The 20,616-nt window shown below is 44.9% G+C and carries 15 protein-coding genes; 6 read left to right on the top strand and 9 right to left on the bottom strand.

From position 1 onward, the window contains the following. Positions 1-50 precede the first annotated feature (50 nt). The 4 genes from BT112_RS07665 to BT112_RS07650 form a co-directional block, all read right to left on the bottom strand. The gene (locus tag BT112_RS07665) at positions 51-2,822 is read right to left on the bottom strand and encodes a PD-(D/E)XK nuclease family protein (RefSeq protein WP_072316781.1); all 2,772 of its coding nucleotides are present in this window, start codon (positions 2,820-2,822) and stop codon (positions 51-53) included. Positions 2,823-2,951: 129 nt separating this feature from the next. Then, positions 2,952-4,295: an OmpA family protein gene (locus tag BT112_RS07660; RefSeq protein WP_072316780.1), complete on the bottom strand. Its 1,344-nt coding sequence runs from the start codon at positions 4,293-4,295 to the stop codon at positions 2,952-2,954. A 113-nt stretch (positions 4,296-4,408) separates the two neighbouring features. Then, positions 4,409-5,602, bottom strand: coding sequence for a glycine C-acetyltransferase (gene kbl / locus BT112_RS07655; protein WP_072316779.1), 1,194 nt, complete (start codon positions 5,600-5,602; stop codon positions 4,409-4,411). A gap of 428 nt (positions 5,603-6,030) precedes the next feature. Beyond that, on the bottom strand, positions 6,031-9,180 hold the full coding sequence (locus BT112_RS07650; protein WP_072316914.1) for a UvrD-helicase domain-containing protein: 3,150 nt from the start codon (positions 9,178-9,180) through the stop codon (positions 6,031-6,033). Between the two features lie 267 nt (positions 9,181-9,447). Between BT112_RS07650 and BT112_RS07645 the strand changes: the two genes are divergently transcribed. Beyond that, positions 9,448-10,056, top strand: coding sequence for a superoxide dismutase (locus BT112_RS07645; RefSeq protein WP_072316778.1), 609 nt, complete (start codon positions 9,448-9,450; stop codon positions 10,054-10,056). A 368-nt stretch (positions 10,057-10,424) separates the two neighbouring features. Here BT112_RS07645 and BT112_RS07640 read toward each other — a convergent pair whose 3' ends face one another. From BT112_RS07640 to purN, 4 genes are all read right to left on the bottom strand, one after another. Beyond that, positions 10,425-12,323, bottom strand: coding sequence for an amidophosphoribosyltransferase (locus tag BT112_RS07640; protein ID WP_072316777.1), 1,899 nt, complete (start codon positions 12,321-12,323; stop codon positions 10,425-10,427). 55 nt (positions 12,324-12,378) lie between these two features. Further along, complete coding sequence (locus BT112_RS07635; RefSeq protein WP_072316776.1) at positions 12,379-13,305, bottom strand: PfkB family carbohydrate kinase; 927 nt, start codon at positions 13,303-13,305, stop codon at positions 12,379-12,381. 118 nt (positions 13,306-13,423) lie between these two features. After that, the gene (gene rnhA, locus BT112_RS07630; RefSeq protein WP_072316775.1) at positions 13,424-13,891 is read right to left on the bottom strand and encodes a ribonuclease HI; all 468 of its coding nucleotides are present in this window, start codon (positions 13,889-13,891) and stop codon (positions 13,424-13,426) included. 44 nt (positions 13,892-13,935) lie between these two features. Continuing rightward, a complete protein-coding gene (gene purN, locus BT112_RS07625; protein ID WP_072316913.1) occupies positions 13,936-14,505 on the bottom strand; it encodes a phosphoribosylglycinamide formyltransferase in 570 nt (189 codons plus the stop codon). 266 nt (positions 14,506-14,771) lie between these two features. On the opposite strand from purN, the gene BT112_RS07620 reads away from it, so the two are divergent. The 5 genes from BT112_RS07620 (at position 14,772) to pyk (ending at position 19,404) form a co-directional block, all read left to right on the top strand. Beyond that, positions 14,772-15,005, top strand: a complete 234-nt coding sequence (locus tag BT112_RS07620) for an acyl carrier protein (RefSeq protein ID WP_072316774.1) — start codon at positions 14,772-14,774, stop codon at positions 15,003-15,005. 407 nt (positions 15,006-15,412) lie between these two features. Further along, positions 15,413-16,663, top strand: a complete 1,251-nt coding sequence (gene fabF, locus BT112_RS07615) for a beta-ketoacyl-ACP synthase II (protein WP_072316773.1) — start codon at positions 15,413-15,415, stop codon at positions 16,661-16,663. A 12-nt stretch (positions 16,664-16,675) separates the two neighbouring features. Then, positions 16,676-17,407 carry a ribonuclease III gene (rnc, locus tag BT112_RS07610; RefSeq protein WP_072316772.1) on the top strand — a complete coding sequence of 244 codons (732 nt, stop codon included), beginning with the start codon at positions 16,676-16,678 and terminating at the stop codon, positions 17,405-17,407. A gap of 99 nt (positions 17,408-17,506) precedes the next feature. Next, a complete protein-coding gene (locus BT112_RS07605) occupies positions 17,507-17,974 on the top strand; it encodes an IPExxxVDY family protein (RefSeq protein ID WP_072316771.1) in 468 nt (155 codons plus the stop codon). Next, positions 17,974-19,404: a pyruvate kinase gene (gene pyk, locus BT112_RS07600; RefSeq protein ID WP_072316770.1), complete on the top strand. Its 1,431-nt coding sequence runs from the start codon at positions 17,974-17,976 to the stop codon at positions 19,402-19,404. Before BT112_RS07605 ends, pyk begins: the two co-directional genes overlap by 1 nt. 115 nt (positions 19,405-19,519) lie before the next feature. Here pyk and dinB read toward each other — a convergent pair whose 3' ends face one another. Further along, positions 19,520-20,602, bottom strand: a complete 1,083-nt coding sequence (gene dinB, locus BT112_RS07595; RefSeq protein ID WP_072316769.1) for a DNA polymerase IV — start codon at positions 20,600-20,602, stop codon at positions 19,520-19,522. Positions 20,603-20,616: the final 14 nt, after the last annotated feature.

The following is a 20,616-nucleotide window of genomic DNA, read 5'->3' as shown; positions in this document are numbered from 1 at the left end:
CATGTATAAGCATCCTTTCCATATAACGGGAAGGATGCTTTTTTATGGATCTATACGATTTCCTTCTCGGCAAAAGGAACGGAAGGGTCGCATATCTCGCCGATGAGGTCGTAAAGCTGTCCGGTAAAATGTTCGAATGTTTCCGGGGTTATGGCGTAGTCCCTTTCTGATCTCGGTCCTTCTTTTTTGGCAAATTTCATAAACCCTTTGCGCAGGTTTTTAAAGGAGATAATAGCAGCTTCGACCGGAAGCCCGTAAGAACTACTTTGGATAAGCATATAAGAGTAGCACAGAAGCTGGAATGCTTTACTGTATTTATAATCGCTGATCAGGTCTTCCCATGCTGTGATTTCCACATCGGAAGGCTCTACCTTTCCTGTTTTGTAATCGATAAAACAAAGTGTGCCGTTGATAGTCTCTACACGGTCTACTTTTCCTTTCAGGAAAACAGGATGGGAAATGCCGGGAACATCGAGTTTTACTTTCAGGTTACTTTCGATCTCGATAATCTTTATGGTATTTCCTTCTTCAATCCTCTTTTCTTCGGCCTGCAGAAAATTCCTGAGATACTGCTTTGCGACTTCATAGCTAAGCAGGTTTTTTCCACGACTGAAATCGCCCCCTTTATATACTTCACCAAATTTAACAGCGATAATACCGCTTGCCCTTTTCTTCATATCCTCGAGGTGTGCTGCGGTGAGTACCTGCCCGGTAAGTGGTTTGTAGAGATCTTCGAGTGTGTCGTGAATGATGGTCCCTAATGTATTGGCGGCTATGGTTTCCTCGACTTCATATTCATCACTGATTTTGAGGATGGCCTGTTTGTAAAAATCCATAGGGTTGCGGATATAATTGGACAATGAGGTCGGAGAGAAGCCTTTTTCTGCCATAATACGTATGGCCTCCATCAACGAAGGTGTTTTGGTTACGGGAGTAGCAGTTGGCGGTAGCGGAGCGGCATCGGGTACAGCCATTTGTTCCCGGATACGATGTTTTTCCTGTGGGAATGTGGTTAATTGCTGGATAAAACGGCTTTTCTCTCCACCGTCAAAAGACCCGGAATCGGAATTGTAAAGCAGGTAGACTTTTTTGGCCCGCTGTAATAACCGGTAAAAGTGATAGGCGTAGATAGCATCTTTTTCTTTGTATGTGGGCAGACCGTAAGCGATTTTAATATCAAAGGGAATAAAGGAATTCCCTGATTTTCCCGATGGAAGATCTCCCTCATTTACCGACGTGAGAATGACTGTTTCGTAATCGAGGTTCCGGCTTTCCAGTACCCCCATAACCTGTAGGCCCTCCAGGGGCTCTCCCTGGAAGTCGACAGTTTGCTGAAGCAGCAGTTCCCGGTAAATTCCCGTAAGAGCATGAACGGAAAGTGCCCGGTACTTTTCGTCGAACAGATCGATCTGGTTAAAAATTTCATAAAACCGGTACAGGTATTCCAGAAATACAGGGTTGTCCTGCCTGGCATATATGTCTTTCATATGCATGGTCAGTGCTATGCATTTGCGGATAACATCGCCGGCGGTAATGCCGTTTTTAGAAAAAAACAGCAACCCGGTAAGCGGGGTGTTGTCGTCTGCGGAGGCGGCTGTCAGCCCGGTGAAAGCTTCTTTGAGATGTTCCTGTGTGATAAAAACCATATTATTGTCCTGGATATGGCGGACAAATTTTTCGGCAAGGTCGTTTCCATGAAGGGTTAAAAGCGGTTTGGAAACGGGATGCGTAATCAGGTTGATTACATTCTGGTAATGCCATGTTCCGTGCTTCTCGCTTTCCAGGGTTTGAAAAAAGGCATGAAACCAGGAGGCCACGGGGCTAAAGGCCAAAGGGAATCCCCCGGTAATATTAATGCCCTCGAGCTCTTCCGGAATAGCGTTGAGCATGGGGTTCAGGAGTTCTTCATTGCCCAGGACAACGGCAGTGTTTTCCAGTTTTCCTTCGTTCTTCAGTTTGGAAAGAATAGTGTGGACATACATGGCTTGTCCCGTTTTGCCGGGAATACCTGTAATGTCTATATCCTTAGCGTTAGAGAAATGGTCGCTTATGGTGTGGAAAGGATGTTTTTCGTAGTGTTTCCACCTCGTTTTATATTGTCTCATAAACAGTCCGGCATCGTGTTCCGGATCTTCCATGAAAGCTTTGTCCGTGTCCCAGAAGACTTCGGCACCTGAGGCGAGGAAATCCTGAAGTATTGCTGCCTCGGCATTATTCAGTGCATTGAATCCTATAAAAATGTGTTTCTGATGGTTTTGATCCAGGTAGTGTTCGATGTTTTCTATGGCTTCCCGGTAAATCAATCCCTGGTAGCCGCATTGTTTGCCGAGCAGCTCGTCGCGAAGAGCGGTATAATAGTGTTCCAGGGTCTTCCAGAAAGCTATGTATTGCTCCTGTAGAGGGGTCTTTTGATCGGAAAGATACCAGTGGTCCAGCTCTTTGACCGAGGACAGGTGCGAAAAGATGGCTTCGGGTGGGATGAGATACCGGTCGATCTCGTTAAAATCCTGGAGCATTACCTGTGCCCATTTGGAGAAGTTGTAAAAATCTTCCCGTTGTTCTTCCGGGGTGATATTGCGATACACCGCATAAAATTCGAAAATAAGCTGAATATTGGAAACGAGGGTAAGGCCGGATAATTCCTGTACAAATTCTTCGACACTGTATATTCTCGGGGCAAAGACGGTGCGTGTCATCCGGTTTTGCAGCTCACGCTTCAGGAATACACCGGCTCGCTTTCCGGGTACGATAAAGGTAATATCACTGATGTTTTTGTCGCGCGACAGTATATTTTCGACAACTTCGGCCAGAAAGGTTTTCACAATGGTTGCAATTTGTGGTTACTGATGAATGCGGCATAGAGCAGCCGGAATATTTTTTAAAGTTTAAAAATAAAAAAATCCCGCTCTGAATTTTCAGAGCGGGACCTTTTATTTATCTCGATTGTTTATCTACTCTTTAACGAGGTTGATTTCAACCCTTCTGTTTTCTTTTCTACCAGCTGCAGTAGCGTTGGTAGCTATCGGTTTGTCTTTTCCAAATCCGATAGAAGACAGCCTGGAAGGATTGATTCCTTTTTCGGCCAGATATTTTCTTACGGACTCAGCTCTTTGCTCAGACAATTTCTGGTTTAATGCAGCACTACCTGTACTGTCGGTGTGTCCCTCTACGGTAAATTTGGAGTTAGGATACTCGTTAAGTACACTTATAATCTGGTCTAATACGTCTGCAGATTCCGGTTTGATAGTTGCTTTACCGGTGTCGAACAGAATAGTTTTAGCAAACTCGTTGAGTTTTTTCTGAACTTCTTCTGTTACCTCCGGGCATCCGTTGTTAGCTACGGTACCGGCTACATCAGGACAAGCATCATCTTTATCCGGAACACCGTCCCCGTCTCTGTCAGGACATCCGTTGAGGGAAGCAGGACCGGCTTCGTTCGGACAAGCATCATCTTTATCCGGAATTCCGTCTCCGTCAGAGTCAGGACATCCGTTAAGTTCTACCGGTCCGGGAGTATCGGGGCAAGCGTCGTCTTTATCCGGCACACCATCTCCGTCTCTGTCGGGACATCCGTTGAGTTCGGCAGGACCAGCTTCGTTCGGACAGGCGTCATCTTTATCAGGAATCCCGTCTCCGTCAGAGTCAGGACATCCGTTAAATTCGGGAAGCCCGGCTACTTCAGGACATTCGTCATCCTTGTCGTAGATGCCGTCACCATCGGTATCTGTTCCGCCGAATTTAATGGCAATACCGGCAACGTGCTGGAAGTGAGGAGCAAGGTAGTCCTCGAATGCGTGTTTGTAGCTGGATTGTAAGGTAAGGCCGATGTTGTCTGTAAACCAAAGGTTAAAACCTATACCCCCGTTGAGTGTACCTGCACCGATTTCATCAATCCAGGTATAACCTCCACCCACTTCGATGAACGGTTCGATAACAGTTCCTTCAGAGAAACTGTACTTGATGGTACCGTCCACACCATAGTATGATAGATCATCTACATCTGTATCGCCCCATTTGTCGATTTTGTTAAGGGATCCCCGTGCGCCGACAGAGAAACCACTACCTACATAACGGGAAACCGCTATAGTAGAAACGGAAGGGAGTATATTCCAGTGATCGCTGACATTAAAATACTCGTCGAGCCACTGTCCCATTCCGGGTTGATTGGTGGGGTAAACATCAACGGCGTTTGCTCCAAAACTCACTTGCCACGGGTTGTTGGAATCTTGCGCCTGAACATTGCTGAACCCTATCAGTAAGAGCGCAGCAACAAATAATTTGCTAAGATGTTTCATGTTCAATTATTTAAATTTTAAGTATTAATTAAGAACAAATGTAAGCCGTTACGGCAGATAAACAAAGATAAATATAGTAATTTTTTTGGTTTTATTAAGAAAATACTTCGTTTTTAAATGACGGCTAATTCTTTACCGATTTCCGTAAAGGTCTGAATGGCTTTGTCCAGATGTTCCCTGGTATGTGCAGCGGATAACTGTACTCTTATCCTCGCTTTTCCTTTAGGAACCACGGGGTAAAAGAACCCGATAACATAAATGCCCTTTTCGAGGAGTTTGTCTGCCATAACCTGAGATAATTTGGCGTCGTAAAGCATAACCGGAACAATGGCGGAGTCTCCGTCTATAATGTCAAAACCGGCTTCTTTCATACCTTTTTTGAAGTATTTCGTATTTTCTTCGAGGGTATCTCTTAACGCTGTGTTTTCGGAAAGCATCTCGAAAACCTTAATTGAAGCTCCTACGATAGCGGGTGCGAGGGAATTGGAAAAAAGATAAGGCCTTGATCTTTGCCGGAGAATCTCGATCACCTCTTTTTTTCCGGTCGTATAACCGCCCATAGCACCTCCGAGCGCCTTCCCGAGGGTTCCGGTAATAATATCTATTTTGCCCATAACCCCTTTTTCTTCGAGGGTGCCGCGCCCGGTTTCCCCGATAAATCCGGCAGCATGACATTCGTCGATCATCACCATGGCATCATATTTTTCGGCCAGGACACTGATTTTGTCCAGTGGCGCAACAAGCCCGTCCATAGAGAAAACCCCGTCGGTGACAACTACTTTAAACCTTGCACCGTCTTCGTTAGCCTGTTTTAGCTTGGCTTCAAGATCTTCCATATTGCTGTTTTCGTACCTGTAGCGCTTGGCTTTGCAGAGACGAACCCCGTCTATAATGGAAGCGTGGTTGAGCGAATCGGATATAATCGCATCTTCTGCCGATAAAAGCGGCTCAAAGACACCACCATTGGCGTCAAATGCCGCAGCGTATAAAATAGTGTCCTCAGTGCCGTAAAAATCGGCGATCTTTTTTTCCAGTTGCTTGTGAATGTCTTGTGTACCACAAATAAACCTCACGGAGGACATCCCGAATCCGTGAGTGTCCAGGGTGTCTTTGGCTGCCTGTATAACGTCCGGGTGAGATGATAGCCCCAGGTAGTTATTGGCACAGAAATTAATAACCTCCTCACCGGTGTCGATTTTTATGACGGCGTCCTGAGGTGAGGTTATGATTCTTTCCTTCTTGTAAAGACCACTGTCTTTAATGTCTTGTAATTCCTGTTGCAGATGTTGTTTTATTTTTCCGTACATATACTATCTTTTTGTGTTTTGCAACAAAGGTAAATAAATGTTGGTACACATTTTGTTTTCGAAAACGGCAGAAATTGGGCTTTTATTGTATAACGTAAGATTTTAAATATTAAAAAAAACATATTTTTAAAAAAGAAGGCCGCCCGAAAATATCCGGACGACCCTCACGAGCACTGTGTTTATTAACCGGCTTATGATCTAAACCGAATTACCCCAAACTAAACTACAGTATGGCCTTGCTTAAAGGCCGTTTTAGTTCCCCCTTGTGTAAACCAATCCCGGAAATCTTCCGTGGGGAACTACTTATTATACACATGAAGTCTGTAAGAGTCCCTCGTATTTTGTTATTTTTTTTGAAGAAAAAAATATAGATGGAGTTAAGGTGTTTTAAATGAGTGTTTTATGTTTTTTTGGTGCTGAAAAAAATGCTAAACCGGATAGATGCGGATGTCGTTATCGATGAATACGAGATATCCCCTTGTGGCCTTGTATCCCATATCGGTGAGTACCTGCATATATTGTCGCACCTGGCTTTCATATTTTGTGTCGTAGCTGCCTGTTTTGTAGTCGAGTAGAAAGGCATTTCCGGTATTGTCGGTTGCGATCCGGTCGGGACGTAATATTTCTCCTTTTTCCGTAAAAATATCCCGCTCATTATAGATCGTATAATCGGGAGTGTAGTACCTGCCGATTTCCGTATGGGTGGTCAGGGTCCGGAGTCTTTCGATAAACCGGTCTTCTTCGGTATGTGTGATATGTCCCTGCAGTATGGCTTCACGAACCACATGATCCACATCGGTCGCATACCGGATGCGTGCCAGTAACATGTGATAGATGTTCCCGGTTTCGATAGCTTTGTCCAGTCCGGCACTCCACAGAGAGCCCGCCCTTGTGATAATCCGGAATTTACGATTGGCGGAAACGTTTGATGTGTACGGAATTTTCGGATTGTCGGAGCGCTTTGTTGTTGTAGATTTACCGGGTATGGAATCCGGGTGTTCTCCGCGAGGTAACTGATATGTGGCCTGGTCTTCGATCCAGTATCCTTCGGCTTTCAGAAAATTAATAAAGAGGCCTGAAAAAGACCTGGTGTTTTCATTGCCGTTCCGGTCGGTATCTTTTTTTCCGATAATATGGAGTTGCTCTACTGCACGGGTGAGTGCGACATATAGTATGTTAAAACTGTCCAGTTCCAGTTTTGCATCGTAGGCCTGTACCATTTCGGCTCCGTATTCGCTGAGATATTCAAGATCTTTATTTTTAGAGATCAGGGCATAAGGGATACCAAACGTTTGCCGGTCTACGGGAAACCAGATCAGGGGTTCCCGGTCTTCGTAAATGTTGGTGTCTGCAAACGGGAAAAGAACTATCGGAAACTGTAGTCCTTTCGACTTGTGTATGGTCATGATCTGCACCGCATTGATACCTTCGGGGGCAGCAATACCCAGGGTGTCTTTCTTTTTCTCCCAATAGCTCAGGAACTCCGCCGGGCCCGTGTGGTTGCGGTTTACTTGCTCCAGTATTTCGTCGAGGAAAGATTGCAGGTAGGCATCGGAAGGATCGTTAAGGGAAAAGCACGAGATCGCATATTGAACCGCATCGAACAGGGGACGTTCCAGAAAGATGTCCGGTGAAAAATTGTGGGTTTCCCAAACCGTAGCCATGTCGGCCAGGCCCGATGTAAAAAATAAGTGTTTGTCTTCTGTATTTTCGCTTTCTGCAAGGAATTCCAATAGTTTCAGGCATATTTCCCGGTTGTCTGTTTGCAGGAAGTAGGACATCAGGTGAATGAGAAACACGATCTTGGGGTGACTCTTCAGTAACAAGGATTCCGATGAGATCACCGGAATGCCGTTTTCCTGTAAGTGTTCTGCCAGTAAGGCCCCCTGGTCCCTTTTGCGGGTAAGAATACAGATAGCGCTCAGGGTGTAACCCTGATCCCGAAGTGCTTCGATCTTTTGCAGGGTCGTGTCGCAGTAATCCTGCCGTATGTCCTGGCTGTCCTTCTCGAGAAAAGTGATACTGACTACCCCGCCTTTTTTCGGATTGGTTTCCTGATAGCTTTTATTTTCGTAAAGGTCGCGATATTCCGGGTGTGACAAATGTGCAGCCGCGTGTTTGAAGAAACGATTGTTAAACGCAATGATTTCGTCATAACTCCGGTAATTGACCGGTAACTGTTCCACCCGGGGATCTATCTGGAACGGGACATCCTCCCTGTTGTACAGACTAATGAATTGTTCGGCCTTACCTCCACGCCAGCGGTAGATGGCTTGCTTGGCGTCTCCCACCAGCATCAGGGAACCTCTTTTCCCGGTTATGGTCTCTCCTTCGAGCGCATTGCCTATAAGAGGCTGGAGGTTTTTCCATTGCATTTCGGAGGTGTCCTGAAACTCATCTATAAAGTAGTGCCTGTATTTTTCTCCGAGCCTTTCGTAAATAAAAGGGGCGGGCTGGTCGGTAATGACCCCGGCCAGGATACGGTTGAACTCGGATATAGGCATGAGGTTCTCCGCCTCCTTGATGTGGTTCAACTCGCGGTTAATAGCACTCAATAGGGACAGCGGGATAAGCTTACTTCTGAAATTCCGAAGAAACTGAATGTGAAAAAATAAGCGCTTGCACTGTTCGAACAGCGTAGCAATGCGGGGCTGCATCTCATCTATGATTACTGTTTTTTCCGGCGATTTCTTTTCCGTGGTTTTGGTGTATAAGGCTGCGGAGTGGATCTCGTCCTGCCATTTTTTCTTTTGAAAATCTATACTTTTTAAGATGTTTTCCCTGGCTTTCTGAAAAAAATTGGGAATGGAACTTCTTGTGAAGTCCTCCGGAGCCAGGTCATTGGACGTGATAATACTGAAAAAGGTCGCGGCAGTTTCCGACATTTTATCTTCGTCTTCCGAGATCTGTTTTTGCAGGATGTTGGCTAATTCCCTCAGATCGGAAAGACTTTTGTTTTCGATGTCCCGGATGTGTTCGTAATGGTTCTCTTCGAGAAGTAGTCTCGCGATTTTTTTCAGATCCAGGCTGATGTCCCAGCTTTTGTCATCATCGGCTTTTTCGAGCGCAAAATCGACCAGCACCCTGGTAAGTAATTGATCTTCCCCGGCCTGGTAGACGAGCCGGTCTACGGCTTCATTGAGGAGAGAGACCGTGTCTATGGCCACTTCAAAATTCACCGGTAGATGAAGGTCATGGGCGAATGCGCGAAGCAGGCGGTGATTGAACTTATCTATGGTGGCAATATCGAAAAACGCATAATTGTGTAATATCCTCTTGAGTACGTTGCTGGACCTGTTGTGCAAGGTGATGCTATCGGTATTCAGGTCTTTTCCGAGTTGCAGGAACATATCCGTAGGAGAAGAAAGAATATCCTCCGACGCCATTTCCCGCAGGCTCCGGATCACCCGTTCCTTCATCTCATTAACGGCCTTGTTGGTAAATGTTATGGCGAGGATCTGCTTGTAAGTGTCCGGATAGTCCGACCTGAGCAGTAATTTGAGATACTCCCGCACTAGGGTGAAGGTTTTTCCCGATCCGGCGGAGGCGTTGTATATTTGAAATGTTGTGTCCGACAAAATGTAATAATTGTAGTTATAATTTTCAGAACCCGAGCAGGAAACAAAAGATAATAAAGTAGCGGGATCTTTTGGTAAAGAGGTAGACCGGGCTGCTTTTTGTCTCTTGAAACCATCCGGAAATCCCGGGTTTTTCCGATACGGGAATTTTATGCCAAAATAAACAAACTTTATGAGTTCTTTACTATTTATTATTATGGATTGTTTAAGTTTATACCTAAATTTGTTACGCAACAAGTATTAACTAATAATCTAAAATTTGATATCATGGCTTTTGAATTACCGAAATTACCGTATGCTTATGATGCTCTGGAGCCTCATATTGACGCACGTACAATGGAGATACATCATACAAAACACCACAATGGTTACACGGCTAACCTCAATAAAGCTATAGAGGGTACCAAGCTGGAAGGAAAAACTATTGAAGAAATCCTCAAAGGACTGGATATGGACAATGCTGCTGTTAGAAATAACGGGGGCGGATTTTATAACCACAGTCTTTTCTGGCAGGTGATGTCTCCCAACGGAGGAGGAGCCCCCAAAGGAGAACTGGCATCGGCAATAGATGCTGCTTTTGGTTCTTTTGATGCTTTTAAAGATGCATTTGCAAAGGCGGCAGCTACACGATTTGGTTCCGGATGGGCGTGGCTTTGTGTGCATAAAGGAGGTAAAGTAGAAGTTTGTTCTTCCGCCAATCAGGACAACCCGTTAATGCCCGGCATCGGATGTGGCGGAACCCCTATCCTTGGCCTTGATGTATGGGAGCATGCATATTATCTGAACTATCAGAACAGAAGACCGGACTATATCTCTGCATTTTTTAATGTGATCAACTGGGATAAAGTAGCAGAACTGTATGCTGCAAATAAATAATTCCGGTATAACAAAATAATCAGAAAGCGGGGCATGTTCCCGCTTTTTTTATGCACTGTCCAGGCCCGTCTCCGTTTACTGCAATACTAACTATGGTACAAGCAAAAAGCGTTTGTATGTCTTTTTTGAGTTTTGAAAAAGGAACTCCGGAAGATGCAAGAAAGCGGTTGCCTGTAAGAAAGCATAAAAAAAAGGCGGAGTAGAACTCCACCTTTTTGCCCCAAATCTTACCATGAACTTAACCTACTTATGCTATGGTGATTCAAATGTATGTCCGGAAATTTCACCGGCGAAATTAAATCGATGAATGACGCATAAATCCGATAAAGCGAGCACTGTTGTAGGGGCTCTTTGTGTTGCATGCGGTTTTAGTAGGCCCGTTCGTTATTTCCTTCGTAAAAATTGATAAATGCCCGGTTTACGACCCGGTTACCGCCCGGTGTGGGGTAGTTTCCTGTAAAATACCAGTCTCCCAGGTTTTTGGGACATGCCTTGTGGAGGTTTTCCACAGACTGGAAGATGATCTTTACTTCGGCTTCTATATCATCCGTACAAAGGAGTTCGGATATTTTTTCGGATATTTCTTCATCTGTAAACGCATCATAAAGCTGTTGTACCGCGTTTTTCACATCGGTGTCCAGATAACCTACCTGGCCTTGACATTCGTCATATATCTTTTTTACGATGTCGTAGGTTCCTCTTTCTTTATGGAGTTCCAGTGCAGCGCGGAAGGCCACCAGGTCTTCAAGCCTGGCCATATCTATCCCATAACAATCCGGGTACCGGATCTGTGGTGCGGATGATACGACTACGATAGATTTCGGATGCAGACGATCCATCATTCGTATGATACTCTTCTTGAGGGTAGTTCCTCTAACGATACTGTCGTCGATGATGACAAGGTTGTCCTGAGGTTTGATAACGCCGTATGTAACATCGTAAACGTGGGCAACCAGGTCATCCCTGCTGCTGTCTTCGGTAATAAATGTACGGAGTTTTACGTCTTTGATGGCTATTTTTTCTGTCCGGAGCCTTCTGGATAAAATTTCCGTAAGACGTTCGTCGGTGAGGGCGTCTTTTTCATCCAGGATCTGTCGGTTCTTCTCCTTGTTCAGTTCGTCCTGTGCAGCTTCCACAAGCCCGTAAAAAGAGGTTTCCGCAGTGTTGGGGATATAGGAAAAAACGGTATTTGTCGTGTCCTTATCTATGGCTTCCAGTACTTTGGGCATGAGGAGTCTTCCGAGGTCTTTTCGTTCTTTGTATATCTCGGCATCGCTACCTCTGGAGAAGTATATCCTTTCAAAAGAACAGGCCTTTCTTTCCAGCGGATTGAGGATCTTTTTGTGAGAGACCTTTCCGTTAGCCTTTATAATTACTGCGTGTCCCGGAGTGATCTCCTCTACCTTCTCGAAAGGAACGTTAAACACGGTCTGTATTACGGGGCGCTCGGAAGCTACAACGACAACTTCATCATCGTGATAGTAATATGCAGGGCGTATCCCTGCCGGATCTCTAAGGACAAAGGCATCTCCGTGTCCGAGTAATCCTGCCATGGCATATCCGCCGTCCCAGTTTTTGGCAGATTTCTTCAGTATTTTGGCCACATTCATTCGCTCCTCAATAAGCGGAGAAGCTTCCATTTTACTGTATCCTTCGTTCTTTATTTCTTTGTAGAGCTTGGCTACTGCGTCGTCTATGAAGTGACCTATTTTTTCCATCACCGTAATGGTGTCCGCTTTTTCTTTGGGATGTTGTCCGAGGCGGATAAGATTGTCGAAAAGTTCGTTGACATTGGTCATGTTGAAGTTTCCGGCAACGATAAGATTACGGTGTTTCCAGTTGTTCTGTCGCAGCAGGGGCTGTACGTTCTCAATACTGTTTTTTCCGTAGGTACCGTAGCGCACATGGCCTAAGAACAATTCGCCGAGATAGGGAATGTTCTTTTTTTGCAACGGAACGTCATCTTCGTATTCCGGATGTTCTTTCAGGGTGTTATTGATCCTGGCATTGATCTGCGAAAAGATATCCTGTATGGGTTGCGACTGGTTGGAGCGAACTCTGCTGATATATCGCTCACCGGGGTTGACATCCAGTTTGATGCTGGCGAAGCCCGCACCGTCCTGTCCGCGGTTGTGCTGCTTTTCCATCATCAGGTACATCTTGTTTACGCCATAGAATGCACTACCGTATTTTTCCTTGTAGTATTCCAGGGGTTTCAAGAGTCTTATTACGGCAATACCGCATTCGTGTTTAATAGCGTCGCTCATAGGTGTTGTTGTGTTTGTATGAACTAAAAAGGCCCTGAATGTTCAGGGCGCGATCTTATGTTAATTCTATTTCGAACTGTGTTAATTCTTTAAACTGCAGGAGCCGTTTCTGTATTTCGTCTTTCGATAGTTTCTGCATTCGTTCCGTTCCGAATTTTTCCACACAGAAAGACGCGAGGTTAGACCCGTAGATCACGGCGTTTTTCATGTTGTGAAAAGAGACGTCTCTTGTAGCGGCTATATACCCGGAAAATGCTCCGGCAAACGTATCTCCGGCTCCGGTAGGGTCGAATACCTCTTCGAGCGGGAGCGCAGGGGCGAAGAAAACATTGTCCTCGTGGAACAACAGGGCTCCGTGTTCTCCTTTTTTAATAACGATATATTCGGGTCCCATCTGCCTGATCTTTTGTGCGGCTTTCACAAGAGAGTACTCATTGGTGAGCTGGCGGGCCTCTTCGTCATTGATGGTAATGACATCTACCCTGGATATCACGGTCATGAGCTCGTCCCAGGTGTTGTTCATCCAGAAATTCATAGTGTCCAGCACGATGAGTTTTGGTTTTTTCTCCATCTGTTCTATCACGCTGAGCTGGGTATTCGGGTGAAGGTTCCCGAGCATAACCACATCTGCATCTTTATAGTGCTCCGGAACTACAGGGGTAAAATCGCCAAGCACATTGAGCTGTGTTTCTATAGTATCTCTCGAGTTGAGGTCGTTGTGATATTTACCGCTCCAGAAAAAGGTTTTCCCGCCTTTGACAATCTCTACGGCAGAGAGGTCTATGTTCCTGTCGCGTAACATGGAAAGGTATTTTTCCGGAAAATCCTCTCCGACAACGGAAACCACTGCAATATCAATGTCGAACTGGGAGGCTGCCAAACCGATGTACGGGGCTGCACCACCTAGAATTTTATCTGTTTTTCCAAAGGGTGTTTCAATAGCATCAAATGCCATGCTGCCCACCGCTAACAGTTTGCCCATGCTGAAATTTTTTGCAAACTTACGTAATTTTATTGCTTTCAGAAAACGCCATACTTTTTTCTTGCCTCCTCAAAAAAGAGGGAAGAAGTAACGGTGGGAAATACAGGAGGTGTAAAGTTTAGTTCTCGGTAAATCCGTGGTCGATAGCGAGTTTGCTCTCTTTTGATGCCGCTACTGCGAGAACGTCGCAGCGTTCGTTTTGCGGATGATTGTTATGCCCTTTAATCCAGTGAAAACGTACATGGTGTCTTCGGTACTCTTTGAGGAATTCGGTCCAGAGGTCCGAGTTTTTCTTTCCTTTGAAATTAGTGCGTTCCCAGTTGAATACCCATCTTTTTTCTACCGCATCTGCCACGTATTTGGAGTCCGTAAAAACCTTGACATTGGTGTTGGAGTGTTTCAGCTTCTTCAGGGCCACGATGACCGCGAGGAGTTCCATGCGGTTGTTGGTGGTGTGGCGAAAGCCCTGGGAAAATTCTTTGACATATTTTTTTCCGACCCATTCCATGACAATACCGTACCCGCCGGGCCCGGGGTTTCCACGGGCAGCGCCGTCGGTATATATGTGTACGTCAAAAGTGCTCATGGGAATTTGTTTTTTTTTAGTGCAGGGTTATAGTGGCAGGGTATTTACCGTGCTGCCAGCAGCTTTTTTATGACCTGTGGGAAGTGTTCGTATTCCAGGGTGTGTATTTTTTCGGCCACGTTTTCGGGACTGTCTTCCGGAAGAACGGGTACGGAAGCCTGAAAGATTACGGCACCCTCGTCGTAGTTTTCGTTGACATAGTGTATAGTGATCCCGCTTTCGTTTTCCCGGTTTTCGATGATCGCGCGATGTACGTGCATTCCGTACATGCCCTTACCGCCGTATTTGGGGAGCAGGGCGGGATGTATGTTGATCACTTTACCGGGAAAGGCCCGGAGAATATTTTCGGGGAATTTCCATAAAAAACCAGCAAGGACAATCAGGTCGGGATCGATATCCCGAAGCATGTTGACGATAAGATCCGAACGGTAAAGAGCCTTTCGGTTGAAGTACAATGCATCGACATCCTGTTGGTCTGCCCTGTCGAGTACACCTGCATTCCTTTTGTTGGAAAGTACCAAAACAACACGGGTGTCTTCACTTTCGGCAAAGAAACGGATGATATTTTCCGCATTGGTGCCGGAACCCGAAGCAAATATGACGATTTTTTTCACCGAATATCTGTTTTTTACAAGACAAATAAAGGCTTTTCCGGCCGGTGACAAAAATTGTTTTTTGTGTTTTAACGATCGGATGTAAAGGCCTTCTATGTCCCTGTTTATCGGAGCAAAAGAAAGAATAATAATTAAGAATTAGAAATTAAAAGTAAAATCGGTATTTTATTTTTTAGTAAATTACAGCCACATTTTGGAACTTAAATGTTGTTTTCAACCAAAGTTTTTTATTTTTGCCAACAATTTAAATTTAAAAACTAAAGATTATGTCAGACATTGCATCAAGAGTAAAAGCGATTATCGTAGACAAATTAGGTGTTGATGAAAATGAAGTTGTGCCGGAAGCAAGCTTCACAAACGATCTCGGCGCAGACTCCTTAGACACTGTGGAATTAATCATGGAGTTTGAAAAAGAATTCGATATCCAGATTCCTGATGACCAGGCAGAAAATATCGCTACGGTAGAGCAGGCAATAAAATACATCGAAGAAGCAAAATAAGGAAGAATATTATATGCAATGCGTGCAGATAGAATGCTTAATGGTTTAAGCATTCTATACTGTACCGGCAGATTGTATTAAATTATCTACACGTATTCGGGCTATGTCTGATGGACCCGAACCTAAGAAAAAGACAAGGTTTGGAGGAGGTATGAAGCGTATCTCCTTCGTTGTCCTTGGATGTTCGGGTAAAATTTTGCAAGGTTGAAAATCTGAATTCCCAAATCATTCCCTTTCCAGTATACTTAACCGATATGGATTTGTAGTAAGGAGTGATGAGCGTAGGGACACGTATAGCGCAGGCGCTGTCAAAACAGGTAGTTTGAGAGACTACCGAAAAAAGCTTCCGAGCAGGAAGCGGCATTGCAGCGTACTTATTAAAAATAGTTTGGACTAAATTTATTCGAATGAAACTAAAGCGAGTTGTTGTCACAGGATTAGGAGCTTTGACCCCAATAGGTAATACTGTGCAGGAATATTGGGAAGGCTTGAAAAACGGCGCGAGCGGTGCTGCTCCCATAACTCATTTTGACGCTTCTAAGTTCAAAACGCAATTTGCTTGTGAGGTTAAAAATTTCAACGTTACCGATTTTATAGACCGGAAAGAAGCCAGAAGGCTCGACAAGTTTTCGCAATATGCTATGGTTGCTTCGGATGAGGCTATTGCCGACTCCGGAATGGAACTCGACAAGATCAACAAAGAGCGAGTTGGTGTAGTCTGGGGAGCCGGTATAGGCGGACTGGAGACTTTTCAGGAAGAAGTACTCAATTACGGAAAAGGAGACGGGACGCCGAGGTTTAATCCTTTCTTTATTCCGAAAATGATTGCCGATATGGCACCGGGTCTCATTTCCATTAAACACGGTTTTATGGGGCCTAATTATACAACCGTATCAGCATGTGCCTCTTCGGCCAACGCCATGATCGATGCGCTAAATTACATCAGGCTCGGTTATGCGGATGTTATTGTTTCCGGAGGATCGGAAGCTGCTGTTACGGCGGCGGGAATGGGAGGATTTAATGCTATGCATGCCCTTTCTACCCGCAACGATGATCCGAAGACAGCCTCCAGGCCTTTTGATAAAAACCGTGACGGATTTGTTCTCGGAGAAGGTGCCGGTGCATTGATCCTTGAAGAATACGAGCATGCCAAAGCACGGGGAGCAAAAATTTATGCAGAACTGATAGGAGGCGGACTGTCTGCCGATGCTTATCACATGACTGCACCACACCCGGAAGGAACAGGTGTAAAATCCGTAATGAAAAACTGTCTGGAAAATGCCGGGCTGAAACCGGAAGATGTGGATGCTATCAATACACACGGTACTTCAACACCTCTCGGAGATGTGGCCGAATTAAAAGCGATTACCGAAGTTTTCGGAGCGCACGCCAAAAATATTAATATCAACTCAACGAAATCTATGACCGGGCATTTGCTGGGTGCAGCAGGAGCGATAGAAGCTATTGCCTCCATACTGGCCATACAGCACAAACTGGTGCCGCCAACGATAAATCACAGTACTCCCGATGAGAATATCTCCTCCGAACTGAACCTTACCCTGAATAAGGCACAGGAAAGAGACATCAGGGTAGCTATGAGTAATACCTTTGGTTTTGGCGGACATAATGCCTGTGTAGTTTTCAAAAGGTTAGATTAGTATACACATTGAATGAAAATTGTTCAGAACATATTAAATTCCCGCTCAGACAAAGACGGGAATTTTTTTTTAATGCTCAAAAAAATGCTTGGGTTTAACCCTAAAGATCTGGACATTTACAGGAAAGCTTTTACACATCGTTCCGCGAATAAGCGGGATAAGGAAGGCAACCCGATGAACTACGAGCGCCTGGAGTTTCTCGGCGATACCATGCTGAGTACCATTATCTCCTATCACCTGTACCGGCAGGTGCCCTCGGGAGATGAAGGTTATCTTACCAAAATGAGATCGAAGGTGGTGAGCCGGGAACACCTGAACGAACTGGGAAAAGACCTGAACCTGATTACTTATATAGATTCTAAAATATCGAAGGACAGTTTTGGTGAAAACGTTCACGGAAACCTGTTTGAGGCCCTTCTGGGAGCTATATACCTCGATAGAGGGTACAAGTATTGCGAGAGATTCGTTTTCAGGAAAGTGATCGAGCCTTATGTGGATATCGAACGCCTGGAAGGGAAAATAATAAGTTATAAGAGCTTTGTCATCGAATGGTGCCAGAAAGAGAAGAAGGCATTCCGGTTCGAAGTCTATGAAGACAGCGGTAACGAATCGGTAAAACACTTTTCGGTAAAGCTGTTTATCGATGACAAAGTAATAGCGAAAGGAAGGGCTACGTCCAAGAAAAAAGCGGAAGAACAGGCTTCGAAAAGAGCCTTTTATGCCCTTCAGGATAAAATGAGTTAAACTAAATCGTTTTCGTATTTTAAATTATAATTAAACCTTTTGTTATTGTTGCCTAATCTTCTGTAGTATCCTATATTTACACTTCCATGTAAATATTATATGGCTACACTAAAACTGTCAGATGACTTTTATGAACCTACCTGCTCTTTGGTAGCGGTTCATTGCCCGTTGGAAGCATATCGGCTGGCCTATTTTTTAAATTTACATCTCCAGATAAGATTGCGGAGAATTGCCGGAAGAGCATCGAGCGAGTGTGATGTGCTGTCCGAATATTACGAATGGGAGAATCAAATGGAAGAGACTGTCTGGGCTCTTATAGTCAACGCTACAAGAACACAGGCGCTGTCGGCGGGGAACGATTTGTTTCCGTCAGACGAATTTACGGTAACCAATTACCTCATTCCGGAGATGAAAAAGGTAGATTATTTTCTGAAGATCGAAAACGGGGAAGGTTATGATACAGAAAAACAAATAGTACAAAAAATAAATGAAATACCTCGGGTTACTACCGCTTATGAGGTGGATGTGAACCAACTAAAATCGAAACACAATTTAATTTTTTTATAATGCCAAACAGAAAGAAAACAAAAATTGTTGCCACATTAGGCCCCGCTACAAGCCGTAAGGAAGTACTGAAAGAGATGATAGAGGCGGGAGTAGATGTTTTCCGTATTAACTTTTCCCATGCCAATTATGAAGACGTGGCGGAGCGAATCCGGATGATACGCGAGCTCAATGAAGAAATGGGAACCAGTACCTCGATCCTGGCAGACCTTCAGGGGCCCAAACTCAGGGTTGGTGTCATGGCGGAAGACGTTGTGGTCAGCAAAGGAGATGAAATAACTTTTGTAACCGGAGAGGATTTTAAAGGTACCAAGGAGAAAGTGTATATGAATTACAAAGCTTTCCCTAAGGATGTAAAGCCCGGTGAACGCATTCTTCTCGATGACGGTAAACTGATCTTCGAGGTCGTGAGTACCGACAAGAAAACCACAGTTAAGGCTCAGGTGATCCAGGGAGGAGCGCTAAAGTCCAAAAAAGGGGTTAACCTGCCGAATACTAAGGTTTCTTTACCTGCATTGACAAAAAAAGATATCGAAGATGCCATCTTCGCTATTAAGAACGACGTAGACTGGATAGCACTTTCCTTTGTGAGAGACAGCCAGGACCTGCTCGATCTTCAGGAACTCATCAAAAAGCATTCCGACGAGAAAATACCGATCATTGCCAAAATCGAAAAGCCCGAAGGTGTAGACAACATCGATAAGATCGTAGCGCATTGTGACGGACTTATGGTGGCGCGTGGAGATCTCGGTGTGGAAGTCCCTGCCCAGGAGGTTCCCCTGATACAGAAACAACTCGTATTGCGAGCCAAAAAGGCCAGGATACCCGTTATCATTGCTACCCAGATGATGGAAAGCATGATTACAAGTCTTACACCCACCCGTGCCGAAGTTAACGATGTGGCCAACTCGGTGATGGATGGTGCGGATGCCGTGATGCTTTCGGGAGAAACTTCGGTAGGAAGCTATCCTGTTCAGGTCATAGAAAAAATGGCGAGCATCATCAACAGTGTCGAACATTCTCCGCTGATCAAAGTTCCGCAGGAACCGCCACATGTACGTACCAAGCGTTATATCACTAAATCTGTTTGTTATCATGCATCGCTTATGGCAAACGAGATCAAAGCCAAGGTAATTACTACACTGACCAATAGCGGTTATACGGCTTTCCAGATATCGGCATGGAGACCCCAGGCCTATATCCTCGTGTTTACTTCTAACAGAAGAATCCTCACGCAACTCAACCTGCTCTGGGGAGTGAAAGCCTTTTATTACGACCGTTATGTTACTACGGATGAGACCATAGAGGATGTTAACGGAATTGCCAAGGAAAAAGGCTTTGTAGAAAGCGGGGATATGATGATCAGCCTTGCTGCCATGCCTATTCAGGAAAAAGGAATGGTGAATACACTCCGGGTAACGGAAGTTCACTAAATAGGCATTGGATTTTACCTGTAAAAAAGGTATGTATAAAATATAAAGACTGTGTCGTAAAAGCGCAGCCGGAATACTTGTTGAAGTATATCAGGTTGCGCTTTTTTATGTGTTTTCAGAAATCAAAGCGGAGCTGTACTGCTACCTGTTCTGCTTTATGTGTATTGAGGTTGGACAGGGATATGCCCAGTAATCTTACGGAATTCTGAAGCTTTTCCTGATAGAGCAATTCTTTTGCGGTTTCGAGGATGAGACTTTTATCTGCAATAAAATAAGAGAGTGTTTTGCTCCGGGTTTGGAGGGTAAAGTCGCTGTATTTTATTTTGAGGGTAATCGTCTTGCCCGATATGCGGTTGCGCGAGAGGCGTTGTTCCAGTTCGTCAGCGATGTGTTTCAACTTTTCGAGCATAAAGATCTCGGAAGACAGGTTTTCGAAGAACGTCCGTTCGGCACCTACCGATTTCGGAATACGGTCCGGCTTTACGGGGCTGTTGTGGATACCTCTGACAATATGGTAGTAATGCATACCGGCCTTACCGAAGTGTTCCTCGAGGAATTCTGCAGGTTTCTCCTTCAGATCCTTTCCTGTAAAAATGCCCAGCCCGTACATTTTTTCTGCCGTAACCTTTCCTACACCGTAAAACTTTTTGATGTCGAGCTCTTCCAGGAAAGGAATAACTTCTTCCGGATTTACGGTTTTCTGTCCGTTGGGTTTGTGATAATCGGAAGCGATCTTGGCGATGAATTTGTTGACGGATATCCCTGCCGATGCGGTGAGTCCTGTTTCCTCATAGATACGCTGCCTTATTCCGGAAGCTATTAGGGTAGCCGAGGGCAGCCCTTTTTTATTCCGGGTAACGTCCAGGTAGGCTTCATCCAGCGATAAAGGTTCGACGAGATCAGTGTATTCGTAAAAAATATCCCTGATCTTTCCGGAAATCTCCCGGTAACGATCGAAACGTGGTTTTACAAAAATCAGTTCGGGGCACATTTTTGCAGCCAGAGCACCACTCATCGCACTACGTACTCCGTAAGTCCTGGCCTCATAACTTGCTGCAGCAACAACCCCACGTTTGCTTCCACCTCCTACAGCTACGGGTTTTCCACGAAGTTCGGGGGTGTCCATCTGCTCTACTGAGGCATAAAAAGCATCCATATCGATGTGGATAATTTTTCGGTATGTAGGGCTATCGCTCATTTATTAGCTAACTT

The sequence above is a fragment of the Sinomicrobium oceani genome (assembly GCF_900119185.1).
Classification (GTDB): domain Bacteria; phylum Bacteroidota; class Bacteroidia; order Flavobacteriales; family Flavobacteriaceae; genus Sinomicrobium; species Sinomicrobium oceani.
This window is presented reverse-complemented; position numbering and strand designations above follow the sequence as displayed.

What these genes read in the sequence shown, in the direction of transcription:
- BT112_RS07605 (WP_072316771.1), top strand. Translation starts at nt 17,507, where the DNA reads ATGGCTACACTAAAACTGTCAGATGACTTTTATGAACCTACCTGCTCT.
- BT112_RS07640 (WP_072316777.1), bottom strand. Translation starts at nt 12,323, where the DNA reads ATGAGCGACGCTATTAAACACGAATGCGGTATTGCCGTAATAAGACTC.
- BT112_RS07660 (WP_072316780.1), bottom strand. Translation starts at nt 4,295, where the DNA reads ATGAAACATCTTAGCAAATTATTTGTTGCTGCGCTCTTACTGATAGGG.
- BT112_RS07620 (WP_072316774.1), top strand. Translation starts at nt 14,772, where the DNA reads ATGTCAGACATTGCATCAAGAGTAAAAGCGATTATCGTAGACAAATTA.
- dinB (WP_072316769.1), bottom strand. Translation starts at nt 20,602, where the DNA reads ATGAGCGATAGCCCTACATACCGAAAAATTATCCACATCGATATGGAT.
- BT112_RS07635 (WP_072316776.1), bottom strand. Translation starts at nt 13,305, where the DNA reads ATGGGCAAACTGTTAGCGGTGGGCAGCATGGCATTTGATGCTATTGAA.
- fabF (WP_072316773.1), top strand. Translation starts at nt 15,413, where the DNA reads ATGAAACTAAAGCGAGTTGTTGTCACAGGATTAGGAGCTTTGACCCCA.
- rnc (WP_072316772.1), top strand. Translation starts at nt 16,676, where the DNA reads ATGAAAATTGTTCAGAACATATTAAATTCCCGCTCAGACAAAGACGGG.
- rnhA (WP_072316775.1), bottom strand. Translation starts at nt 13,891, where the DNA reads ATGAGCACTTTTGACGTACACATATATACCGACGGCGCTGCCCGTGGA.
- pyk (WP_072316770.1), top strand. Translation starts at nt 17,974, where the DNA reads ATGCCAAACAGAAAGAAAACAAAAATTGTTGCCACATTAGGCCCCGCT.
- BT112_RS07645 (WP_072316778.1), top strand. Translation starts at nt 9,448, where the DNA reads ATGGCTTTTGAATTACCGAAATTACCGTATGCTTATGATGCTCTGGAG.
- kbl (WP_072316779.1), bottom strand. Translation starts at nt 5,602, where the DNA reads ATGTACGGAAAAATAAAACAACATCTGCAACAGGAATTACAAGACATT.